This is a genomic window from Lapillicoccus sp., assembly GCF_025353065.1.
GTDB lineage: Bacteria > Actinomycetota > Actinomycetes > Actinomycetales > Dermatophilaceae > Lapillicoccus.
Genome location: NZ_JANXRJ010000124.1, coordinates 21,470 through 42,043 on the forward strand (window position 1 = coordinate 21,470; position 20,574 = coordinate 42,043).

Here is a 20,574-nt window from a genome sequence, read left to right on the forward strand (position 1 = left end):
CTGCCCAGATCAGGAGGCGCCAGGTGCCCTACGTGCCGAGTCCGCCGAGTCCGCCGGGCGGACCCCAGCCCAGGGCCTACCCACCACCCCGGGAGGTCGCGGACAGCCCGGCCCGCAGCCGCGAGGTCGTGGTCGCCGCGCGGCACCTCACGGTGATCCGGGGCGCGCGCCGGCACGACGTCGTGGTCGACCCGGAGCTCGAGGTCGGCGCGATGCTGACCGACCTGCTCCCGGACGAGCCCCCCGGCTCGCGCGCCGAATTGAGCCCCGGCCTCCGGTGGGTCGCACACACCCTCACGGGTGAGGAGCTGACGTCGGGCGCCAGCATCGTGAGTGCCGGCCTCGTCGACGGATCGGTGGTCGTCGTCTCGGCGCGGGCGGGCGACGCGCCGGGCCGGAACGCCGCCGGCGACCCGAGCGAGCGGACGGATGGACCCGGCTCGAGGAGCGAGCGGCACGAACGACGTTCGCGAGGAGGGAGGGTGACGACCGACCGGGTGGCGGTCCGGGTCGCCGGATCGTGCGCCCCGGTCCTCTCCCTGTTCGCCCTGGTGGTCGTGGGCCTGCCGAGGGCAGGGGTCCCACCCCTCGGGGCAGCGGTGCTGGCGCTCGCGATCGCGGCGTCGATGAGTCGCGTCGTGCCCGACCTCGTCCTCCGGCTCCCGGTCGCGGCCGGCTCCACCGGCCCCGGCGCGGGCGGTGCGTCGTCGCACGACACCGCGGCCGTTCATCGGTGGGTCCGCGTCGTCGCGCGACGACAGCTGGGAGCCCATCTCGCCGTCCTCGTCGTGGTGCTGGTCGCTGGCGGGGTCCTGCTCGCGGCGACGGCGGGTATGTCGCTCGCGCTCCCCGTCGGTCCCCGCCTGCCAGGGGCGGCCGCTGCCCTCGGGCCGGTCTCGACGCCGGTCGGCCTGCCCGTGCTCGTGTCCGTTCTCGCCTCTGCGACAGCGCTGGCGGGAAGCGCCCGCGGCCGGGGCCGTGGTGACCGATGGGCCCTGCGGGTGGCATCCGCGTCGGCCGTGATCCCGGCCCTCGTCGTCCCGGTCGCCTCGCTGCCGACACCCGTCGCCGTGCTCGCGGCATACGTCGTCGTGGGGGTGGGACTGATGGGGGTGTCGCCGGCCCGGAGGCGGCGCCGACCTCGGCGGGATCGGTCCCGTTTGGCCCGGGGTGTCGAGGTACTGGTCGTCGTCGCGGTGCTCCCGGTCGCCTGTTGGGCGGCGGGTCTCCTGACCGTGCTGCGTGCCTGGACGCCGTGACGGCGATCGTCGATCTCGTTGACAGAGCGCTGAATTCCCCTGTGGACAACTCGGAGAGGGGGTTGCCGCGGACCTAGGGTCGAGGTGTCACCACGACCATCCACGACGAGCAAGGGGGAGCTGTGAGCAGTCCGACGCAGCAACAACAGGTCGGGGCGCAACGCGCCGCGGCCGGCAAGATCCGGGGCGCCGAGGGGTCCTTCCAGCAGCAGCTGCGACGGCTTCGCGGAGAGTCCGACGCCTTGCGACCGGCCTATCAGGGGCCGGCGTCGTCGGCCTTCTTCGGCCTCATCGACAGGTGGCTCCTCGACGCCGAGGCGATCGTCACCGACATGCAGCGCTTCGCCGCCACGATGGACCGGCAGGAGTCCGAGGTCAACGCCCAGCAGGACGCGTCGGCCGCCACCTACAGCAGAGCCGCGACCCGGCTCGCCACCCGGGCCTGACGGCCCGACAAGGAGCAGACGATGAGCCACGACATCATCCGGGTCTCGGCAGGGTCCTTGGAGACCATGGCGGCCGAGATCACGACCACCCACCGGTCGATGACACAGGGTTTCGACTCGCTGTCGTCCGACCTGCTGACCACGATCGCGGAGTGGGGTGAGGGCACCGATTCGAGGCGGGGCTACGACGCGTTCAAGCGTCGGGTCGACACCTTGTTCGCCGAGATGTTCACCGCGGTGCAGGCCATGCCTCCGCTCGTCGTGGAGGCCGCAGCCCAGGCCCGACGCGGTGAGACCCAGCGTGCCGCGATGTGGGAGCAGGGTGGCTGAGGCGACCGCTCGGCTGCCGCGCTCCCCCTCGTGCACGGCGCCGGGTGCGACACTGGGGGCCGTCGACATCGAGGGGAGGGTGTGTCGTGCTCGTCGCAGGGTTCCCACCTCCCGCGGGGCCGGCGGACGTGGCCACGGCGGGACACCGGCAGCGGGTTGCGTGATGCTCCGGCGTCCACGGCCCGCAGGGTCGGCCGCCTTGGCCGCCTTCGTCGCTGCCCTGGCCGTCGGGACGGTGGTCGCCCCGGCGGCGGCCTCCCCTGATCGACCGGGTCCAGCAGCGGTAGTGACGGCGGTGGCGGCTGTGGCCGCGCCGGGCGTGTCCAGCTGGCAGCAGGGGCAGTGGTGGCTCGAGGCGTCAGGTCTGCGCGCCCGCCATGCTGCCGGGATCACCGGCGCCGGCGTCGACATCGCCCTCATCGACGGCCCCGTGAGCCCCGAGGTGCCGGACCTCGTCGGGCAGGACGTGAGGCCGACGCTCTCGAGCTGTGGCGAGGTGAACGCCGACCAGGGCCCGCTGAGCCCCAGCGTCGCCCTGGGCGCCGTGTCGTTCCACACCACCTCCATCGCCTCGGTGCTGGTCGGTAGCGGTCGGGGCAACGGGCCGGGGGGCACGGGGATCCTCGGGGTCGCGCCGGGGGCGACCCTGCGCACCTACGCGATCTTCAACACGCTCGACCCCGCCCAGAACCTCATGTGCGACCAGGCCGCGATGGTGGGCCTCGTCGCCGTGTCGTGGCCGACGGAGCCGACATCGTCGAGATCCCGGTCAGCATCGAGACCACGCCCGCGCTCCTCGCTGCCGTCAACCGGGGTCTGGCCCAGGGCGTCATCTTCGTCGTGGGCGCCGGCAACGGCGGGGCCGCCACACAGCCGATGTCTCCGGGCACCAACCCGGGGATGCTCGTCGTCGGGTCGGAGGGTCGCACCGGCGCCGTGTCCCCGTTCTCGCCCACGAGCGCGGCGAGCACCATGACGACGGCCCAGGCCCTGCGTGCCTCGGGGTCGGAGATCCACCTCGTCGCGCCGGGGGAGGAGATCCTCGGCGGGGGCCTCACCGACGGCCGGTGGGTGTCCGACGTGCTCCAGTCGGGCACCTCCGGGGCCAGTGCCGTCGTCGCGGGCGAGCTGGCGCTGATGAAGCAGCGCTGGCCGGGAGCGACGGGCAACCAGCTGCTCTTCTCGTTGCTACGCAACACGACTCAGCCGCACGGCATACCCGTCTGGGATCCGCGACGGGGTTTCGGCGCGGTCGACCTCGCCGCGACGCTGACGGTCGACCCGCGCTCCTACCCCGACGTGCAACCGCTCTACGGCGGGCTCGCCACCGTGCACGAGGACACGCCCGCCGCTCCACGGATCCCGACGCAGCTCGGCGCCGACGGGCAGCTGGTCCTCCCTCCCGCGGCGGCGAGCGGGTCGACGGACGGCCCGACCCCACCGTCGACGGGTCCCGAGGCGACCGGGCCAGCACACGTCGACCCCTCGGCGGCCGTCCCTGCGTCGAAAGCCTCCAGCAGCGGGAGCCTCGCCGGCTGGGTGTCGGCCGCGGTCCTCGCGCTCGCTGCAGTCGCCTCCCTGGTCATCATCCGACGACGCTCGTCGTGACGACGACGGCGACGAGCACTCGGTCGCCCGACCTGATGCGGCTCGGCGTGACCTGGTCCGGCCACCGTTCGGAGCTCGTGCTCGCGGCCCGGGTGCCCCTCGGGGAGCTCGTCCCCGCTGTGGCTGCCGCGCTCGGAGCCCTCGATCCCGAGGAGGTCCACCGCGGGTGCGCACTCGTGGCGGGTGACGACAGGGTGCTCGATCCGGAGACCGGTCTGCGCGAGCAGGGCGTGCGGGACGGCGAGACGCTGACCCTCGTCCTCGGGCTGGGCGACGGACCCGAGGCGGACGCCGTCGTCCACGACGACCTCGTCGACGCGGTCACCGATGCCCTCGCCGTCGTGTCCCCCGCCTGGGACGTGGACGACTCCCAATCGAGCTCACAGGTGCTGGGCGGCCTCGGCCTCGCCGGCGGAGCGCTCGTCCTCGGACTGCACCACTCCTCCGGGCCGGTCGGCGCCGCGGCTGCGGCCGGCCTCGCCGCCCTCCTTCTGGTGGCCGGCACGAGCGCCGCGCGACGACGGACGACCGGGACCGCAGATCTCCTTCTTCTTGCTGCCGGCCCGTATGCCGCGGTGGCCGGGCTCGCCGCCGCGGCGGACGTCGCTCGCTCCCTCCTGCTCGCCGGTCTCGCTCTCGCTCTCACAGGCGGAGCCGCGCTGGCCCTCGCGGCCTCGGCGACCCGCTCTCAGCGACCGTCCCGCTCCTCGGGTCCGTCGGGCTCGTCGGGCTCGTCGGGCTCGTCGGGCTCGTCGGGCTCGTCGGGCTCGTCGGGCTCGTCGGGCTCGTCGGGCTCGTTGGTGGACACGGCCGGCGCCGTCACCCCTCTGGCCCCGGTGGTCGTCCCCTGGCTGGTCGGGGGCACCTTCGCCGCGCTCGTGGGGGCCAGCCTGACCCTGACCTCGCTGTCGTCGCGGCAGGTGGTCGCGGTCGAGCTGGTGAGCCTGGTGGCCCTCGGTGGCGTCGTCCCATGGGTCGTCGGGCCGCGGTCCCGTCCCGGGCGACGACTGGCTCTGGCGGGCGTGCTCGGAGTCGATCTGGTCCTGGCGGCGTCCGCGCCGGTCGTCGTCACCGGAGGGGGATGGGCCGGGCTCGGGCTCGTCGGCGTCTGCGGGCTCCTGCTTGCACGACGGACCCGGACCGCCACCCATGACGGCGGCGGGAAGCTCTTCAGGGCCGTCGCGGTCGCGGCCGCCCTCGCCGGGCCGGTGGTGGCATCGCTGACCGCCATGTTCCAGACGCCGCCCCTCCGGCTCCCCCCAGCGTTCCTGTCCACCCTGATTCTCGACACCGACCCCTGGGGCGCCGTCCCGGTCATGGTGTCAGCGGCCACGATGGTCGCGACGACCCTGACCGCTGTTGCCGCGCCGATCCTGACGTTTCTCCGGCCCGGCCGACAGCCGGCTTCCCGTGGGCTGCCCTGGGGACTCCGCACCCTCGACCACGTCGACCTCGTCGAAGGGGTCGCATCCGCTCTCCTGATGCTGCTCCTCGTGGTGCTCCTCATCGTCTCGGTCGGGCTCGTGTCGCGGGTCGGGGTGTCGTGAGCGATCCCCGAGCGCGCTCCGCCGTCCGGGCCGACACCCGCCGTCGGGTTCTCGAGGCGTTCGTCACCCAGGGCCGGTCCGACGAGGCGCCGGCCGGTGCCCGGACCAGACCCCTCACCGTCGGGATGGCGCTGGTGGTGCTGCTCCTCGTGGGGGGCGTCGTCAGCAGTCGACTGAGTCCCTCGTCACCGGGCGTCTGGTCGGACGGTGACGTCATCGTCAGTCGGTCGTCCGCCGCGCGACTCGTGAGTGTCGCCGGCGTACTGCACCCCCTGCTCAACGCCGCGTCGGGCCGCCTGCTCCGCCCCGCTACCTCGCCCGGCCACGTCGTCGTCGTCGACGACACCGCGATCGCGGGCGCTCGACGGGGGGCTCCGCTCGGCATACCGGGCGCCCCTGACGTCCTCCCGACGCCGGCAGCCCTCGTCCAGACCGGGTGGCTGTCGTGCCTCGACGGGACAGGCGTCCGCACCCGTATCGCCTCCGCCTCCACCTCCGGGACGGTCTCCGCGCCACCTCCCTCAGGCACCCCCACCACCGACCTCTCCCGGGAGCGCGCGGTGGTGGTCGCCGTCACCGGGCCCGCTGGCGGGATCTACCTCGTGGCCGCGGACCATCACTACCGGATCCCGACCGCGTCCTATCCCGCGGTGAAGCAGTATCTCGATCAGACGCGTTCGCCCGAACCCGCTCCGGCGGGCTGGGTCGACCTCTTCTCGCCGGGGACCGACCTCGCCTTCGCCTCCTTCCGATTCGCCGCTGCGGCAGTGGTGGGTCAGGAGGTGGGTCAGGCGACGGTGGGCCGGCCGACGTCGAACGCGCTCGCACTGCGCGGCACGGTGCCGATGATCGGGCAGCTCGTGACGAACACCGATCGCGCCGACGCCTCCTTCGTCATCGAGGCCGATGGCACCGTGCCGTTGACGGCCTTCGCGACGGCGGTCTACCGCGCCACGGCACCGGCCGAGCTGGCGACCCCCCTCGCCGTCACCGATACCGATCTCGCCCGGCTGCCCCCGAGCGCCGTCACGAGCTTCACGCCCCCCGACTGGCCCGCGATCCTCCCCCTCGCGACCCCGCTCACCGCGTCGAGCTCAGCGGCCGGCTCGGCGTCGGCTGTCGCGACGACGACGGCGTCCACCTCGCCGGTGTCGACACCGTGTGCCGAGCTGGATGCACCGGGGGGTCGGTCCCCCACCACGCACCTCCGGTTCACGACGGCCGGGGGTACTGCGCCAGCCCCGGTCGTCCAGCCCGGCGGCGGCGCGGTCGTCACGGTCGTCACGGGAGTCACCGGTTCAGACGCCAGGACGACGTATCTCGTCGATCCGTCGGGGCGCGCCTTCCCCCTCGGGATGGCTGCCGCCGACACCCTTGCCCGGCTCGGGTATGCCGACGTCGTGGCACCGACGGTCCCCGCCGCGTGGATCGCCCTGTGCCCGCCGGGGCCCGAGCTCAGCGCGGCGGCGGCGCAGCCACCGACGGTGGACTCCACGTCGTCGTGAGCCACATCGAGGTGGCCGGACGGATGTCCAGGGTCGGGTCTCGAGGTCCGTGTGACACCGTGGGGGGGTCGATGGGTACAGAACGGCCCGGGAACACTCGAACGAACGACGGGAGGCATGGTGTCGAACGAGGAGCGCAAGCCGCCTCGGCGCCCGGCGATGTTCAGTCCGGCCGCGATCGAGGCCCACGGCGCTGCCTTCGACCCGATGAAGGAGATCGAGGCGGCCCACGAGACCGCCAGGGTGCTCGTGCATGCCGGCCGCGAGTCCCACGACCCGGTGCTCACCGCCCGCCTCGTCGACCTGGTGGAGGAGCTCGGCCTGACCACCGTCGCCGACCTCTGGGCCCACCGTCCGGCACGGACCCTGCCCGGCGCACTCTGGCGACTCTATGTGCTACGCGAGTGGGTACGACGGGACCCCGCGGGCGCCAGCGCCGACTACAGCGCGGGGATGCGCTTCACGGATGTGAACCACGCCGTCGCCGGGCCGGCCGAGCCGACCGGGCCGGACGAGATCATCGCCCTCACCGACGCGATCCTCGCCGGCGTCTTCGAGGGCGACCTGGCGGTCGCTCTCGATCGTGCCGCGGCGTTCTGTCGGGTCGTGGCCGCCGGCCGCGGCGACCGCACCGAGGGTGAGGAAGAGGCGCAGCGAGCGGCCCAGCTCCTCGTGACGGCGGAGGACCTCACCGCAGCCGCCCACCTCTGGCGACGCGGCAACCTCGTCTGAAACGCCCACGCTCGGAGGAGGCCACGCTCGGAGGAGGTCCAGACCGAGTGGTCCGACCGTGGTTATGGGGACTCCGCGTGCCGCGGAGCCGGGAACGGGATATCCTGAACCAGCGTCGGGCCGCGGTAGCCCCGGGTCCCAAATCAAGCCGCCTCGAGCGGCCTTGCGCCGTGAGGCGCTCCCGGCCCGACGCAACAACCTGTCGCCGTTCGGCGCCTGGCGACCTGGCTGCTGAGCGGGCTAGGGGTGGTGGATGACCTGGTGCCGCGCCGCATCCTGGCGGGCTCGGTCGCGCGCTCGACGTCCCGGTCCGATCCAGTCGCACCCGAGGCAGGCACCGTGGGCGAAGGACCCGCGCTCATCGATCCGGGCGCCGGCGTCCGCTGGTGACGTCGGCGCGGGCGACGTCGGCGCGGGTGCCACCGGGGGAGGTGCCACCGGTGACACCGCTGGGGCCTGCGTCGGGAGTCCGACCTCGACGGTGTGGACAGGCATATGACCATCATGGCGGGTCCACGGCTCGGGCGGTGCGTCGCGACCACAGCTTTTGTCCGGTTCGGAGGGATCCCCGCTCCCGGGAGCACGCCACGAGCAGGCTTGCACCGCCGCAGTTCGAGGCGTTCGCCACCATGGGACCCGCCTGACTCCCTAGTGTTGCCCTATGACCGGGCACGAGGGCGAGGAGCTGCGCGATATCGCCCTCCATGACGAGATCGAGCTCGTCGGCGAGCTGATCGTGGCCGCGAGCACGGTCGACGGTCCGTTGTCCGACCGCGAGATCGACGACGCCCTCGGTGTCTGTGCCACGGCGTCCGCTCGAGGGGTACCCAAGACGTCGAAGGGGTGAACGCTCGGTTGCGACAAGGTGGAGCGCGACCCGTAGCATTCCCTTCGGCCTTCCCCCCATGACCGGAGACAACCCTGTGGCATTCCGCCTCACGCCCAAGGAGGACAGCTTCTACGGCCTCTTCGCGATCTCGGCGGACCACCTCGTCGCGGGGGCCCGGGAGCTGACCAACCTCCTCGCGGCCACCGATCTGGAGTCGCGGGCCACGGTCGTCCAACGCATCCGGGACCTCGAGCACGAGGCCGACGAAGCGACTCACGAGATCACGAACCGGGTCAACAGCTCCTTCATCACCCCGTTCGACCGCGAGGACATCTACCACCTCGCCTCGCGCCTGGACGACTGCATGGACCATATGGAGGAGGCCGCCGATCTCATCGACCTCTACCAGGTCAAGGAGCTTCCCCATGGGGTCGCCAAACAGATCGAGATCCTGGCCCGGATGGCCGAGCTCACCGCCGAGGCGATGCCGAGGCTGCGCTCGATGAAGGACCTCGCGACCTACTGGATCGAGATCAACCGGCTCGAGAACCAGGCTGACAAGCACTACCGGCGCCTCGTCGCCAACCTCTTCGACGACACCGATGCGATCCACGTCCTGAAGATGAAGGACATCGTGTCGGCGTTCGAGGCCGCGGCCGATGCCTTCGAGGCGGTCGCCCACACGGTCGAGGGCATCGCGGTCAAGGAGTCCTGACCCTCCCGTGGACTGGATCCCCCTCGGCATCGTCATCCTCCTGGCGATGGGCTTCAACTACACCAACGGCTTTCACGATGCGGCCAATGCGATCGCGACGTCGGTATCGACCCGAGCCCTGACCCCGCGCATCGCGCTCGGGATGGCCGCGATCGCCAACCTCACGGGGGCGTTCTTCGGCACCAAGGTGGCCCAGACCGTCGGCAGCGGCATCATCGACGCGCCGCAGGGCAGTGCCGGACTCTGGCTCGTCGGGGCGGCCCTCGTCGGGGCGACCGGCTGGAACCTCCTCACCTGGTGGCTCGGGCTGCCGTCCTCGTCGTCGCACGCCCTCATCGGCGGGCTGGGCGGCGCCGCCCTGGCCGCCGGCGCGACGGTGAAGTGGACGGGCATCCTCGACAAGGTCGTGATCCCGATGGTCGTCTCCCCGATCGTCGGGCTGGTCCTCGGCTACTTCGTGATGACGGCGATCCTCTGGTCGTTCCGACACGCGAACCCCGGTCGGGTCTCGCGCGGCTTCCGCTACGCGCAGACGGGGTCAGCGGCCGCGATGGCCTTCGGCCACGGTCTGCAGGACGCCGCCAAGACGGCGGGGGTCGTCGTCCTGGCGCTGACCGTCGCCGGTCGCCAGACCTCCCAGCAGGTCCCCTTCTGGGTGCTGGTCCTGTCCGCGGTCGTGATCAGCTTCGGCACGTATGCCGGGGGCTGGCGGATCATGCGCACGCTCGGCCGCAAGATCATCCACCTCGACCCGCCCCAGGGGTTCGCCGCCGAGGCCAGCGCCGCGGTCATCCTCTACGTCGCCGGCCTGGCGTTCGGCGCCCCGATCTCGACCACCCACACGATCACCTCGACGATCATGGGCGTCGGCTCGACGAAGCGGCTGTCCGCGGTCCGGTGGGGGGTCGCGCGCACCATCATCGGCGGATGGGTCCTGACCTTCCCCGGCGCCGGCCTCGCCGCCGCGCTCGCCTACGGGCTGACCCTGCTCGTCCGCTGAGCGCGGGCCTAGCCGCCTTGGACGATCGCCTGGGACTCGCCGACGGTGATGGTGTTGGCCGTGCCGACCACAGGGTCGATGGCGACGGGCCCGGCCTGCCCGTCGGAGGTCTGGTACGCCGCCTTCCACGCGCTGGCCGCCGTCACGGTGTAGGGCGCCGCGATCGACGCATGGGTGAAGACGACGCTGCAGGGGGTCCCGCCGTCGCCGTAGCGGGTGAGCGCCTGCTGGTGCGAGCAGGCCGCAGGGGCGAAACCGTCCGATACGAGGGTGATCCCGTCGTTCTGGAGATTGATCTGTGCCCAGACTCCGGCGGCAGTGGCCCGGATGGTCCGGGTCCCGGCCGCGCCGCCGACGGTGAGGCCGTCGCGCATCCAGAAGTAGGTCGGCAGCCCGACCAGGGTCCCGCCGCCCAGAGCGCCGATCTCGGGGTTGTGGTCGACCTGGGGGTCACCGAGCTGGAGGTGCTTCTGGTCCGCCTCGACGAGGACGAACGGGTCGATCTGTGGCGGCGGTACGTTGTTGGGCGTCGTGAGCACCAAGCCGTAGGGACTGGTCGGCGTGGCGTAGTCGGCCAGTCTGGTGAGGTCACCCCCGGAATAGCTGTTGCCGTCGTCGCACGTCGGTTCGTAGATCCGGGTGGAGTGCCCGGCGGCTTCGGCCGCGAGGTAGGGCGCCCACCACTCCAGCGGGGGGTTGGGCCACCCGTAGTCGTTTGCGCCACCGCGGCTCTTCCCGGGCGGGGAGTAGTACTCGTCGATCACCTGCTGGAGGGTCTTGCCGTAGGTCAGGACGGGGTACCAGTAGCAGACCGGCTTGACGTAGACCGAGTCCGAGGTCCCTCCACCGCCCGCCCCGCCGCCCGCCGCGTCCCCGGTGAAGATCACCGAGATCCTGACGGTCGCGCCGCCACCAGGGTTGGTGCAGTAGTACGAGGCGCAGCCATCGGCGTGCGCGGCAGGAGCCCCGATGACGGCCAGGCCTGTCGCGGCAAGCACCGCGACGGCCAGTCCGACGAGTGTCCGTCGCACGCGGTCCGTCACACCGGGCACCGCGGTTGCACCGTGTTGGCGAGGTTGCTGACGATCCATGTGTTCCCCCTGAGAACGAGGTCTCCAGAGTAGGCGACGTAGGTGGTGCGTGGGGGGTTCACCGGCAGGCCGGAGGTGAAGGCGACGGTCGAGTCGGCCAGGCACCCCTCGATGGTCGCGGTGGGCCCGGTGATGGTCGCGGTCAGCACGGCATAGATGAGGCTGCCTCGCAGCGACCAGGACTTCGACCTGAAGGAGGTCGTGGTTCCGAGCGCCTGCGAGAGGGCCTTTCCGGTCGCCACCGAGCCCAGGTTGCTGGCGGGCTGACCGGTGTGCAGCCCGGTGAGGACGGCCAGCTGGTAGTCCGCCAGCGCCTTCTTCAGTGGCGCCGCCGAGGCAGGCACGGTGCTCCTTCCCTCCGTCACCGTGGGCACGGCGTCGGGGAAGGCGCCGACTGCCGACGAGCCCGACGAGCCCGACGAGCCCGACGAGCCCGACGAGCCCGACGAGCCCGACGAGCCCGGTGCACCCGACGAGCTGGACGGCATACCGGCGCTGCTCGTCGTGGCAGACCCTGCGGCCGCCGAGGACGTCGAACCGCTCCCCGCCCCACCGGTGTATGACGGGAGGCCGGCGTCCGAACCGCCGCTGCACCCCGTGAGGGCGGCAGCACAGACCCCGAGCGCCGCAAGGACCGCAGAGAAACTCGTCCGAGCGGTCCCGCTGGTCCTGCCGGTCGTCGCCATCATGGTGCCCCCTGCGCCCCACGCATCAGCCGAAGCGTCCGGAGATGTAGTCCTCGGTCGCCCGCTCGATCGGGTTGTTGAAGATCTTCTGGGTGTCGCCGATCTCGACGAGCCGGCCCGGCTTCCCTGTCGCCGCGAGGTTGAAGAAGGCTGTGCGGTCGGAGACGCGGGCGGCCTGCTGCATGTTGTGCGTGACGATGACGATGGTGAAGTCCGACTTCAGCTCGTTGACGAGGTCCTCGATGGCGAGCGTCGAGATCGGGTCCAGCGCCGAACAGGGTTCGTCCATGAGGAGCACCTGCGGTCGCACGGCGATCGCCCGGGCGATGCACAGGCGTTGCTGCTGCCCGCCCGAGAGGCCGGCGCCGGGCTTCTTCAGCCGGTCCTTGACCTCGTTCCAGAGATTGGCCCCCTTGAGCGAGGTCTCGACCGCCTCGTCGAGGTCCTTGCGGCCCTTGACCCCGTTGAGGCGCAGCCCGGCGATGACGTTGTCGTAGATCGACATCGTCGGGAACGGGTTCGGTCGCTGGAAGACCATGCCCACGGACCGGCGCACCGAGACCGGGTCGACGCCCTTGGCGTAGAGGTCCAGGTCGTCGAGCATGACGCTGCCCTCGACCCGGGCGCCGGGGATGACCTCGTGCATCCGGTTGAGGGTGCGCAGGAAGGTCGACTTGCCGCAGCCGGAGGGTCCGATGAAGGCCGTCACCGAGCGGGGCTCGACCGTCATCGTGACGTCCTCCACCGCCTTGAACGAGCTGTAGTAGACGTTGAGGTCCTTGACGTCGATGCGCTTGGCCATGGTTCAGCTCACTTCCGGACGGCGCTGTAGCGGGCGATGAGCCGGCCAGCGAGGTTGAGCAGCAGGACCAGGATGATGAGGGTGAGGGCCGCTCCCCAGACGCGGTCGAGGGGGATGGCGGCGACCTCGTTGCGCTCGGCGTTGATCATCGTCGGGAGGGTACCCATGAAGCCGGAGAAGAGGTTCGTCGCGATCGACTGGCTGTAGGGGCCGAGGATCAGCAGCGGCGCCGTCTCGCCCATGACCCGGGCCAGGCCGAGCAGGATGCCGGTGATGATGCCCGAGAACGCGGTCGGCAGCACGATGCTGGTGATGGTCCTCCACTTGGAGACACCGAGGGCGTAGGACGCCTCGCGCAGCTCGTTGGGGACGAGCTTGAGCATCTCCTCGGTGGACCGCGTCACGACGGGGACCATCAGCAGGACCAGGGCGAGGCACACCGCGAAGGGCACCCGCTGAAGGCCGAAGGTCGTCACCCACAGCGCGTAGATGAACAGCCCTGCGACGATGGACGGCACACCGGTGAGGATGTCGAGCATGAAGGAGACGATCCTCCCGAACCGGGTGCTGCGGCCGTACTCGATCAGGTAGATCGCCGTCATGATGGCGAGCGGCACCGAGATCACCGCGGTGACGACCGCCTGCAACAGCGTCCCGATGATCGCGTGGTAGGCGCCACCGCCGGCGGTGAGCGTCGTCATCCCGCGCTGCGAGTTGGTCCACCAGCTGGCGCTGACGACGACCGACCCGCCCTTGACGAGCAGCGCGACGATGATCCAGACCAGCGGGATCATCGCGATCACGAAGGCGGCCCAGACCGCGACGGTGGCCGTCCGGTCCTTGACGCGGCGCCCGGTGCTCTGCGGGGTCTCCGGGTCGGGCAGGGCCTGCTCGACGAGGTCCGGGGTGTGGGTGGCGGCGCTCATTCGCTGAAGGCCCTTCTGCGCTCGATGACGACCCGGGCGATGGCGTTCACGACGAAGGTCAGCACGAAGAGCACGAGGCCGGCCGAGATGTAGGCACCGGCCTTGGTCGGGGTGTCGAACTCGGCCGCGTTGTTGGCGATCCGGCTGGCGAAGGTCTCGCCGCCGTTGAAGAACGAGAGGCTGAAGCTCTGCCGGTTCTGGTCCGACAGCGAGCTGATGATGATCGTCACGGCGATGGTCTCGCCGAGCGCCCGACCGAGCCCGAGCATCGCGGCCGAGATGACACCGGGCTTGCCGAAGGGCAGGACCGCCGTGCGGATCATCTCCCACCGCGTCGCCCCCAGGGCCAGCGCGGCCTCCTCGTGGAAGGTGGGCGTCTGGGCGAAGACCTCGCGCGAGAGCGAGGTGATGATCGGCAGGATCATCACCGCGAGGACGATGCCGGCGAACATGAGGGTCGCGCCGCCGGAGGTGTTCGTCGCGGAGAACAGGGGGATCCAGCCGAGGACCTTCTCGAGGAAGTCCTGCACGGGCAGGTAGTAGGGCGCCACCAGCTGCGAGGCCCACAGCCCGTAGATGATCGACGGCACGGCAGCGAGCAGGGCGACGAGCTGAGCGGCCGGCCGGGCCAGCCGCTCGGGCGCGTAGTGCGAGAGGAACAGCGCGATGCTCACCCCGAGCGGCACCGCGATGACGACCGCGATGACCGAGGTCACGATCGTCGCCCAGAGCAGGTCGGCGATGCCGAACATGATCGGCGGGGTGTCGATCGAGAAGATCCGGGAGGTGAAGAAGTTCGCCGTGTTCTGGCGCAGCGCCGGGTAGGCCTGGGTCACCAGGAAGACGGCGACCAGGACGACGAGGGCGACGATGACGCTGCTCGCGCCGATGGCGAGAGCCTTGAACACCTGGTCCTGGCGACGGTGGTTCGCGGGTCGCAGGACCTGGGCGACCTCGGTCTCGGTCGTCATGCGGCGCTCCTGGTGGGCACGGGGTGGATGGGGCGTCGGGGGCGGGGATGACGCGAGTGGGTCCGATGACGCGAGCGCGCCCACTCGGCACCGAGTATGCGGTGCCTCGTGGGCGCGTCGATCGTCACGTGGTGGCGGTGTCGCAGATCAGGAGATCCCCGCGACCGCGGCGTCGACCGCGGTCTTCAGGTCCGTCGGGAGCGGGACGTAGCCGAGCGGGGCGATGGCCTGCTGGGTGCTGTCCTTGGCCCAGAAGCCGAGGAAGGACTTGACGTTCTTCCCGACGGCCGCATCGGCATACTTCGAGCAGACCAGCTCGTAGGTGACGATCGGGATGGGGTAGGCGCCAGCGGCCGGCTTGGTGTAGTCGAAGGTGACCCGCACGTCGCCGTTCGTCGCCTTGACGGTCCCGCCGGAGACGCCCTTGCTCAGTGCGTCGCTCTCCGGGGCCAGTCCGCCGATGGACGAGACGTTGAGCTTGGCCTCCTTGGCGAAGGCGACCTCCATGTAGCCGATGGCCCCGTCGGTCGCGACGACCGACTTGGCGATCTCGGACGAGCCCTTCTTGCCCTCGCCGGCGCCCTTCCAGGCCTTGGCGGGCGCGTCGGTCCAGACGTCGGGCGCAGTGGCGTGGAGGTACTTCGCGAGGTTCTCCGTCGTGCCCGACTCGTCCGAGCGGAAGAAGACCTTGATGTCGGTGGCGGGGAGGGTGACACCGGAGTTCGTCGCCGCGATGGCGGGGTCGTTCCACTTGGTGATGGCGCCCTTGAAGATCTTCGCGAGGGTGGCCGAGTCGAGGTTCAGCTTGTCGACGCCCTTGACGTTGAAGGCCGCCCCGATGGCTCCGGCGGCCAGGGGGATGTCGAGCGCCGGTGACCCGCAGGCCGTCGTGGCCGCAGCGAGCTCGGTGGTGGTCGCCCCGGACGCGACGGCCGTCTTCAGGGCCGAGTCGGAGCCGCCGAACTGAACCTGCTTGGCGGTGAACTGCTTGACGCCGGCGCCCGATCCGGTGCCGCTGTAGTTGATGGTGACCTTGTTGTTGCACGCGGCCTGGTAGAGGCTGATCGCCTGCTGGATCGCCTTCAGCTGGGCGGTGGACCCCTCGGCGTTGAGCGTTCCGCTGCCACAGTCGGCGGCGGCGATGGTGGCCGCTGCGGTCGAGCCGGTGCCGCCGGCGTTGTTGTCGCTGCCGCAGGCAGACAGGGCGAGGGCGCCGGACAGCGCGATGGCGCTGACGGCGGTGGTACGGGTGATTCGCACGGGAGTTGTCCCTCTCGGGGGTCGTTGTCTTCGGGTGGGAGGCACGCAGCGACGGTCGCCGATGACATCTCCCGACTCGAAGGTAGGTCGGCTCGGTGACGAAAAGTCCTTGATCGGTTAACGAGAGGTAAACGCAACCTGTCGGTTTGGGGGTTTCTGCTGTCCCCATGGGCGACAAAACGGCATTGCGCTGGTATGCCGCCCCTGACGGTCAGCTGCGGTGCCGTTCCACCGCGACGATCCGCGCGGCGATGCCGGTCGACACCACGTGGCAGACGAGCACTTCCCCCTTGCCCATCGCCAGGTCGGCCGCCTCGCTCAACCGGGCGTCGGCGACCGCACCCTCCTCGCTGGTGAGGTCGACATAGTGCCGCAGCGTCTCGAGCAGGGTCGGCAGCACGGGTCCGTGGCTGCAGATCGCGGTGGCCGCGCCGCGGTCGAAGGCGCGGCGCAGGTGGTGGACGGCCCGGTCGGGGTCGGCGACGAAGCCCTCCTCCGACAGCCCGTCCCTCAGCTTCAGTGGCAGGCCGGTGGCCGCGGCATACGGGCGGAGCGTGTCGGCGCACCGGGTCGACGGTGACGAGACCAGCCGCGAGATCCCGAAGGCGGCCAGCAGGGGCACGATCGCGGCGGCCTGGGCCGTCCCGCGTGCGTCGAGCGGACGGAGCGGGTCCTCGCGGCCCCACGACGAGCGGGACCGCGCCTTGGCGTGCCGCACGACGACCAGCGGCCAGGTGGTGAGGTTGCCCTGCCCGTCGGCACGGACCACGGCCCGCAGCTGCTCGCGGTCCCGGGCGTAGTCGAGCCGCTCGTGCGCGGTGACCACGTCGAGCCAGCTGACCTCGTCGATCTCGTTGTCGAGCGCGCCCGCGCCCCCCACCACCTCGGCGGCCCAGTAGCGGACCTCCTTGGCGGCCGGCTGCCCCATCCGGTCCAGCACGGTGTATGCCGTGGGGGGGAGCGGCAGCCCGAGCCGCACCTCCAGCCCGGTCTCCTCCTGCGTCTCCCGGACCGCGGCGACCGGCCACTCCTCGCCCGGGTCGAGCTTGCCCTTCGCCCACGACCAGTCGTCGTACTTCGGGCGGTGGACCACGGCCACCTCCAGGGCGCCGCGTCGGCGACGCCAGGGCACGGTCCCGGCGGCGGGGATGACCGACATGGGGGAGAACCTAGCGGCGTCGCGCCTTGCGGCGCCGCCGGGCGTGGATCTCGATCATCGCGGACTGGACGTCGACGAACGGCTCGCCGTCGGCGGCGCGGTGGTGCCGGGTCCAGCGGCCGTCACCGCTCAGCTCCCAGCGGGACGAGCCCGGGTCGGCGCCGAGCCGCAGCAGCGACTCGATGTCGGCGAGGTGGGTCGGGTCGGTGATCCGGACGAGCGCCTCCACCCGGCGGTCGAGGTTGCGGTGCATCATGTCGGCGCTGCCGATGTAGACCTGTGGGTCGCCGCCGCCGCCGAACCAGAAGATCCGGGAGTGCTCGAGGAACCGGCCGAGCGTCGAGCGCACGGTGATCGTCTCGCTGAGGCCCTCGACGCCGGGCCGGAGCGAGCAGATGCTGCGCACCCACAGGTCGACGCGGACGCCCGCCTGCGACGCGCGGTAGAGGGCGTCGATGATCTCCTCGTCGACGATCGCGTTGACCTTGAGGACGATGTGCCCGCCGCCGGAGCGCTCGTGCCGCTCGGCCTCGGCCTCGATCTGCTCCATCAGCCCGGACCGCACCGTCCGCGGGGCGACGAGCAGCCGCTTGAAGCGGCTCCTCGGGGCGATGCCTGACAGCTGGTTGAAGAGCCGGGTGAGGTCCTCGCCGACCTGGGGGTCGCAGGTGAGCAGCCCGAGGTCCTCGTACTGACGGGCCGTTTTGGGGTTGTAGTTGCCGGTCCCGATGTGGCAGTAACGCACCAGGCCCTCGGCCTCCTGGCGCACGACGAGGCAGATCTTCGCGTGGGTCTTCAGGCCGACGATGCCGTAGACGACGTGGACGCCCGCCTGCTCGAGCTTGCGGGCCCAGCTGATGTTGTTGACCTCGTCGAAGCGGGCCTTGATCTCGACCACGGCGAGCACCTGCTTGCCCGCCTCCGCCGCGTCGATCAGGGCGTCGACGATGGGGGAGTCGCCCGAGGTGCGGTAGAGGGTCTGCTTGATCGCGAGGACACGGGGGTCGGCGGCGGCCTGCTCGATGAAGGCCTGCACCGAGGTCGAGAACGAGTCGTAGGGGTGGTGCAGCTGGATGTCCTTGCTGCGCATCGCCGCGAAGATGTCACTGGCCTTCGACGACTCCGTGGGCGAGAGGTCGGCCTGGGTGAGGGGCACGAACGGCTCGTACTTGAGGTCGGAACGCTCGATGTCGCCGACGATGAAGAGGTTGCGCAGGTCGAGCGGGGCCGGCAGCCGGTAGACCTCAGCGGGCTCCACCTGCAGCTCGCGGGCGATGAGGTCGAGGACGTGGTCGTCGATGTCCTCCTCGACCTCGAGCCGCACGGGTGGCCCGAAGCGGCGGCGGGTGAGCTCCTTCTCCAGCGCCGTGAGGAGGTTCTCCGCGTCGTCCTCCTCGACCTCGAGGTCCTCGTTGCGGGTGACCCGGAAGGTCGTGTGCTCGTGGACCTCCATGCCCGTGAAGAGCTGGTCGAGGTGGGCCGCGATGACGTCCTCGAGCGGGACGAACCGCACGGCATACTCGCCGTCCTGGATGTCGCCGCCGACGCGCAGCAGCCGCGGCAGCGAAGGCGGCACCTTGATCCGGGCGAAGTGCTCCTTGCCGGTCTTCGGGTTGACCAGGGTCACCGCGAGGTTGAGCGACAGGCCGGAGATGTAGGGGAACGGGTGGGCCGGGTCGACCGACAGCGGGGTGAGCACGGGGAAGATCGAGTCGATGAAGAGCCGGGTCAGGGGCTCGCGGTCGGCGTCGGAGAGCTGGTCCCAGCGACGGATGGTGATGCCCTCGTCGGCGAGGGCCGGCCGCACCGACTCGAGGAAGACCTTCGCCTGCAGCTTGACGAGCTTCTGGGCGACCTCGCCGACCTGCTCGAGCACTTCCCGCGGCTCGAGCCCGGCAGCGGAGCGGACCGCGAGCCCGGCGACGATGCGTCGCTTGAGCCCGGCGACCCGGACCATGAAGAACTCGTCGAGGTTGTTGGAGAAGATCGCGAGGAACTTCGCCCGCTCGAGCAGGGGCACGTCCTCGTCCATCGCCAGCTGGAGGACGCGCTCGTTGAACTGCAGCCAGGAGATCTCCCGCTCGAGGAAGCGGTCGGGCGGCAGCTCGTCGGAGCCGTCGGCGCGCACGAACCGGCCGTTGGCGGCGCGCGGCTGGTAGGGACGGTGGGCCGGGATCGCGCTGGCGAGCGAGCGGACGGAGCTCAGCTCGTCCTCCGGGGCGTCAGCCGTCGGGTCGTCCTCCGTGCCCGGCAGGTCCCGGTCCGAGACGTTGGCGGTGGCGGTCATGACGTCATCGTCGCACTCCGGGCCCCTGGCGGGTGCGTACGTCCGGTCGACCCCGAGCGTGGAGAAGCCCAGCGTCCGATAGACCCGCAGGGCCGCGGCGTTGTCGCCGTCGACGTAGAGGATCACGTGCTCGAGCCCCTCCTGGGCCAGGTGGCGCAGGCCGAGGAGGGTGAGCGGCCGGCCCAGCCCCCGTCCCTGGTATGCCGGGTCGACGCCGACCACGTAGACCTCACCCACCGGGTCCTCACCCTTCGCCCCCGCCGGGTGGACCTTGGTCCAGTGGAACGCCGCCACGGTGTCGGGGTCACCCTGCCCCGGGGTGGGCACGATGAGCAGCAGCCCGGCGCTGTCGAACCAGGGCTGCGCCATCCGCTGCTCGAGGTCGGCCCGGGTCAGGCGCCCCTGCTCGAGGTGGTGGGCGAAGGCCGCCGCGTTGACGCGCACCCACTCGTCCTCGTCGCGTCCCGGCTCGAACGGCCGGACCCGCAGCCCGTCGGGCAGCACGATGGGATCGGCGAACTCCGTTGCGGGCAGGTCGCGCTCGAGGACGAAGAGCTCACGGGAGACGTCGAGCCCGCGAGCGGCGGCGAAGGCGGAGGCGCCGGGGAGGTCGCCGTGGGACCACACCTGGGCGTCCCCGGGCAGTGCCGAGAGCAGTGCGGTGCCGGTGCCACGGCGGCGGTGACCCGGAGCGACGACGAGCTCGGCCGCGCCGGCGGAGAGCTGGGCGTAGCCGCTCAGCGTCGAGGAACGGTGCCCGGACGAACTGGGCTTCGACGAGCTGGGCCCCGACGCGGCATACGCGAGGAGGTGGGTGACACCCGAACCCGCCCGCAGGTCGAGGAGGAACTGCTCGGACATCGGCGGCACCCCGTCGGCGGCGCTCGCGGCCGCGACGAGGTCGAGGACCGCGGTGCGTTCGTCCTGCGCCAGGTCGACGCGCGTCGTGACGTCGGTGCTCTCCATGCGGGTCATTCCACCACGGGGGTCGGACCTTCCGGCCGCCGTTCCCAGGGTGCCAGCGGCGGCCTCACCCACGATGTCGACCGGATGTCACTGGTCGTTGCCTCCTGAATCCCTGTGAAGTCACTGGGCCCGACTAGGGTGCCGAGGACAAGGACGACCAGAGCATCGACACGGGAAACGCGAGCTCGAGAACCAGGGAGCACCATGACCACCAGACTGACGAGGCGCCTCGTCGGCGTCGCCACGGCGGGCGCCTGCGCCATCGCCGGACTCGCCGCGACGGGCAGCACCGCGCAGGCCACGGCCGGCAGGGCGCGACCCGACGCCGGACCGCTGATGAACATCCAGATCCTGTCCTTCAACGACTTCCACGGCAACCTCGAGCCCCCGGCCGGGTCGTCGGGCCGCGTCGTCGTCGACCACAGGATCGACCCGGCGACCGGCCTGCCGGTCGA

18 protein-coding genes and 2 pseudogenes are annotated in these 20,574 nt (G+C 71.5%); 11 read left to right on the forward strand and 9 right to left on the reverse strand.

The annotated features are described in order from the left end of the window. Window positions 1-32: 32 nt before the first annotated feature. From Q0R63_RS10185 to Q0R63_RS10230, 10 genes are all read left to right on the forward strand, one after another. Window positions 33-1,259 carry a hypothetical protein gene (locus tag Q0R63_RS10185; RefSeq protein WP_295696949.1) on the forward strand — a complete coding sequence of 409 codons (1,227 nt, stop codon included), beginning with the start codon at window positions 33-35 and terminating at the stop codon, window positions 1,257-1,259. Window positions 1,260-1,381: 122 nt separating this feature from the next. Beyond that, window positions 1,382-1,705 (forward strand): WXG100 family type VII secretion target, encoded by a 324-nt coding sequence (locus Q0R63_RS10190; protein WP_295696951.1) that lies wholly within the window; start codon window positions 1,382-1,384, stop codon window positions 1,703-1,705. 21 nt (window positions 1,706-1,726) lie between these two features. Next, window positions 1,727-2,035: a hypothetical protein gene (locus tag Q0R63_RS10195; RefSeq protein WP_295696953.1), complete on the forward strand. Its 309-nt coding sequence runs from the start codon at window positions 1,727-1,729 to the stop codon at window positions 2,033-2,035. A 735-nt stretch (window positions 2,036-2,770) separates the two neighbouring features. After that, window positions 2,771-3,643 (forward strand): S8 family serine peptidase, encoded by an 873-nt coding sequence (locus tag Q0R63_RS10200; protein ID WP_295696956.1) that lies wholly within the window; start codon window positions 2,771-2,773, stop codon window positions 3,641-3,643. Next, window positions 3,640-5,190 carry an EsaB/YukD family protein gene (locus Q0R63_RS10205; RefSeq protein WP_295696957.1) on the forward strand — a complete coding sequence of 517 codons (1,551 nt, stop codon included), beginning with the start codon at window positions 3,640-3,642 and terminating at the stop codon, window positions 5,188-5,190. Before Q0R63_RS10200 ends, Q0R63_RS10205 begins: the two co-directional genes overlap by 4 nt. Beyond that, a complete protein-coding gene (locus tag Q0R63_RS10210) occupies window positions 5,187-6,695 on the forward strand; it encodes a type VII secretion protein EccB (protein ID WP_295696959.1) in 1,509 nt (502 codons plus the stop codon). The genes Q0R63_RS10205 and Q0R63_RS10210 overlap by 4 nt, the downstream gene beginning before the upstream one ends. A gap of 117 nt (window positions 6,696-6,812) precedes the next feature. Then, a complete protein-coding gene (locus tag Q0R63_RS10215) occupies window positions 6,813-7,427 on the forward strand; it encodes a hypothetical protein (RefSeq protein WP_295696960.1) in 615 nt (204 codons plus the stop codon). A 661-nt stretch (window positions 7,428-8,088) separates the two neighbouring features. After that, window positions 8,089-8,274 (forward strand): hypothetical protein, encoded by a 186-nt coding sequence (locus Q0R63_RS10220; protein WP_295696962.1) that lies wholly within the window; start codon window positions 8,089-8,091, stop codon window positions 8,272-8,274. Window positions 8,275-8,350: 76 nt separating this feature from the next. After that, window positions 8,351-8,971: a DUF47 family protein gene (locus Q0R63_RS10225; RefSeq protein WP_295696964.1), complete on the forward strand. Its 621-nt coding sequence runs from the start codon at window positions 8,351-8,353 to the stop codon at window positions 8,969-8,971. 7 nt (window positions 8,972-8,978) lie between these two features. Continuing rightward, window positions 8,979-9,971: an inorganic phosphate transporter gene (locus tag Q0R63_RS10230; protein ID WP_295696966.1), complete on the forward strand. Its 993-nt coding sequence runs from the start codon at window positions 8,979-8,981 to the stop codon at window positions 9,969-9,971. Window positions 9,972-9,979: 8 nt separating this feature from the next. Here Q0R63_RS10230 and Q0R63_RS10235 read toward each other — a convergent pair whose 3' ends face one another. From Q0R63_RS10235 to mshD, 9 genes and pseudogenes are all read right to left on the reverse strand, one after another. After that, window positions 9,980-11,014 carry a hypothetical protein gene (locus Q0R63_RS10235; RefSeq protein ID WP_295696967.1) on the reverse strand — a complete coding sequence of 345 codons (1,035 nt, stop codon included), beginning with the start codon at window positions 11,012-11,014 and terminating at the stop codon, window positions 9,980-9,982. Beyond that, a complete protein-coding gene (locus tag Q0R63_RS10240; RefSeq protein WP_295696968.1) occupies window positions 11,011-11,550 on the reverse strand; it encodes a hypothetical protein in 540 nt (179 codons plus the stop codon). Before Q0R63_RS10240 ends, Q0R63_RS10235 begins: the two co-directional genes overlap by 4 nt. Window positions 11,551-11,773: 223 nt before the next feature. Next, the gene (gene pstB / locus Q0R63_RS10245; RefSeq protein ID WP_295696970.1) at window positions 11,774-12,550 is read right to left on the reverse strand and encodes a phosphate ABC transporter ATP-binding protein PstB; all 777 of its coding nucleotides are present in this window, start codon (window positions 12,548-12,550) and stop codon (window positions 11,774-11,776) included. Between the two features lie 8 nt (window positions 12,551-12,558). Then, window positions 12,559-13,476: a phosphate ABC transporter permease PstA gene (pstA, locus tag Q0R63_RS10250; protein WP_295696971.1), complete on the reverse strand. Its 918-nt coding sequence runs from the start codon at window positions 13,474-13,476 to the stop codon at window positions 12,559-12,561. Beyond that, window positions 13,473-14,447 carry a phosphate ABC transporter permease subunit PstC gene (gene pstC / locus Q0R63_RS10255; protein ID WP_295696972.1) on the reverse strand — a complete coding sequence of 325 codons (975 nt, stop codon included), beginning with the start codon at window positions 14,445-14,447 and terminating at the stop codon, window positions 13,473-13,475. The genes pstA and pstC overlap by 4 nt, the downstream gene beginning before the upstream one ends. Window positions 14,448-14,594: 147 nt before the next feature. Further along, window positions 14,595-15,707, reverse strand: coding sequence for a phosphate ABC transporter substrate-binding protein PstS (pstS, locus tag Q0R63_RS10260; protein ID WP_295696973.1), 1,113 nt, complete (start codon window positions 15,705-15,707; stop codon window positions 14,595-14,597). Window positions 15,708-15,918: 211 nt separating this feature from the next. Continuing rightward, complete coding sequence (locus tag Q0R63_RS10265) at window positions 15,919-16,866, reverse strand: NUDIX hydrolase (RefSeq protein ID WP_295696975.1); 948 nt, start codon at window positions 16,864-16,866, stop codon at window positions 15,919-15,921. 10 nt (window positions 16,867-16,876) lie between these two features. After that, window positions 16,877-19,153, reverse strand: coding sequence for an RNA degradosome polyphosphate kinase (locus Q0R63_RS10270; RefSeq protein ID WP_295696979.1), 2,277 nt, complete (start codon window positions 19,151-19,153; stop codon window positions 16,877-16,879). A gap of 48 nt (window positions 19,154-19,201) precedes the next feature. Continuing rightward, window positions 19,202-20,128: pseudogene (gene mshD / locus Q0R63_RS10275) on the reverse strand (mycothiol synthase); the annotation flags it as partial. A gap of 195 nt (window positions 20,129-20,323) precedes the next feature. Between mshD and Q0R63_RS10280 the strand changes: the two are divergent. Continuing rightward, a pseudogene (locus Q0R63_RS10280) lies at window positions 20,324-20,574 on the forward strand (hypothetical protein); the annotation flags it as partial.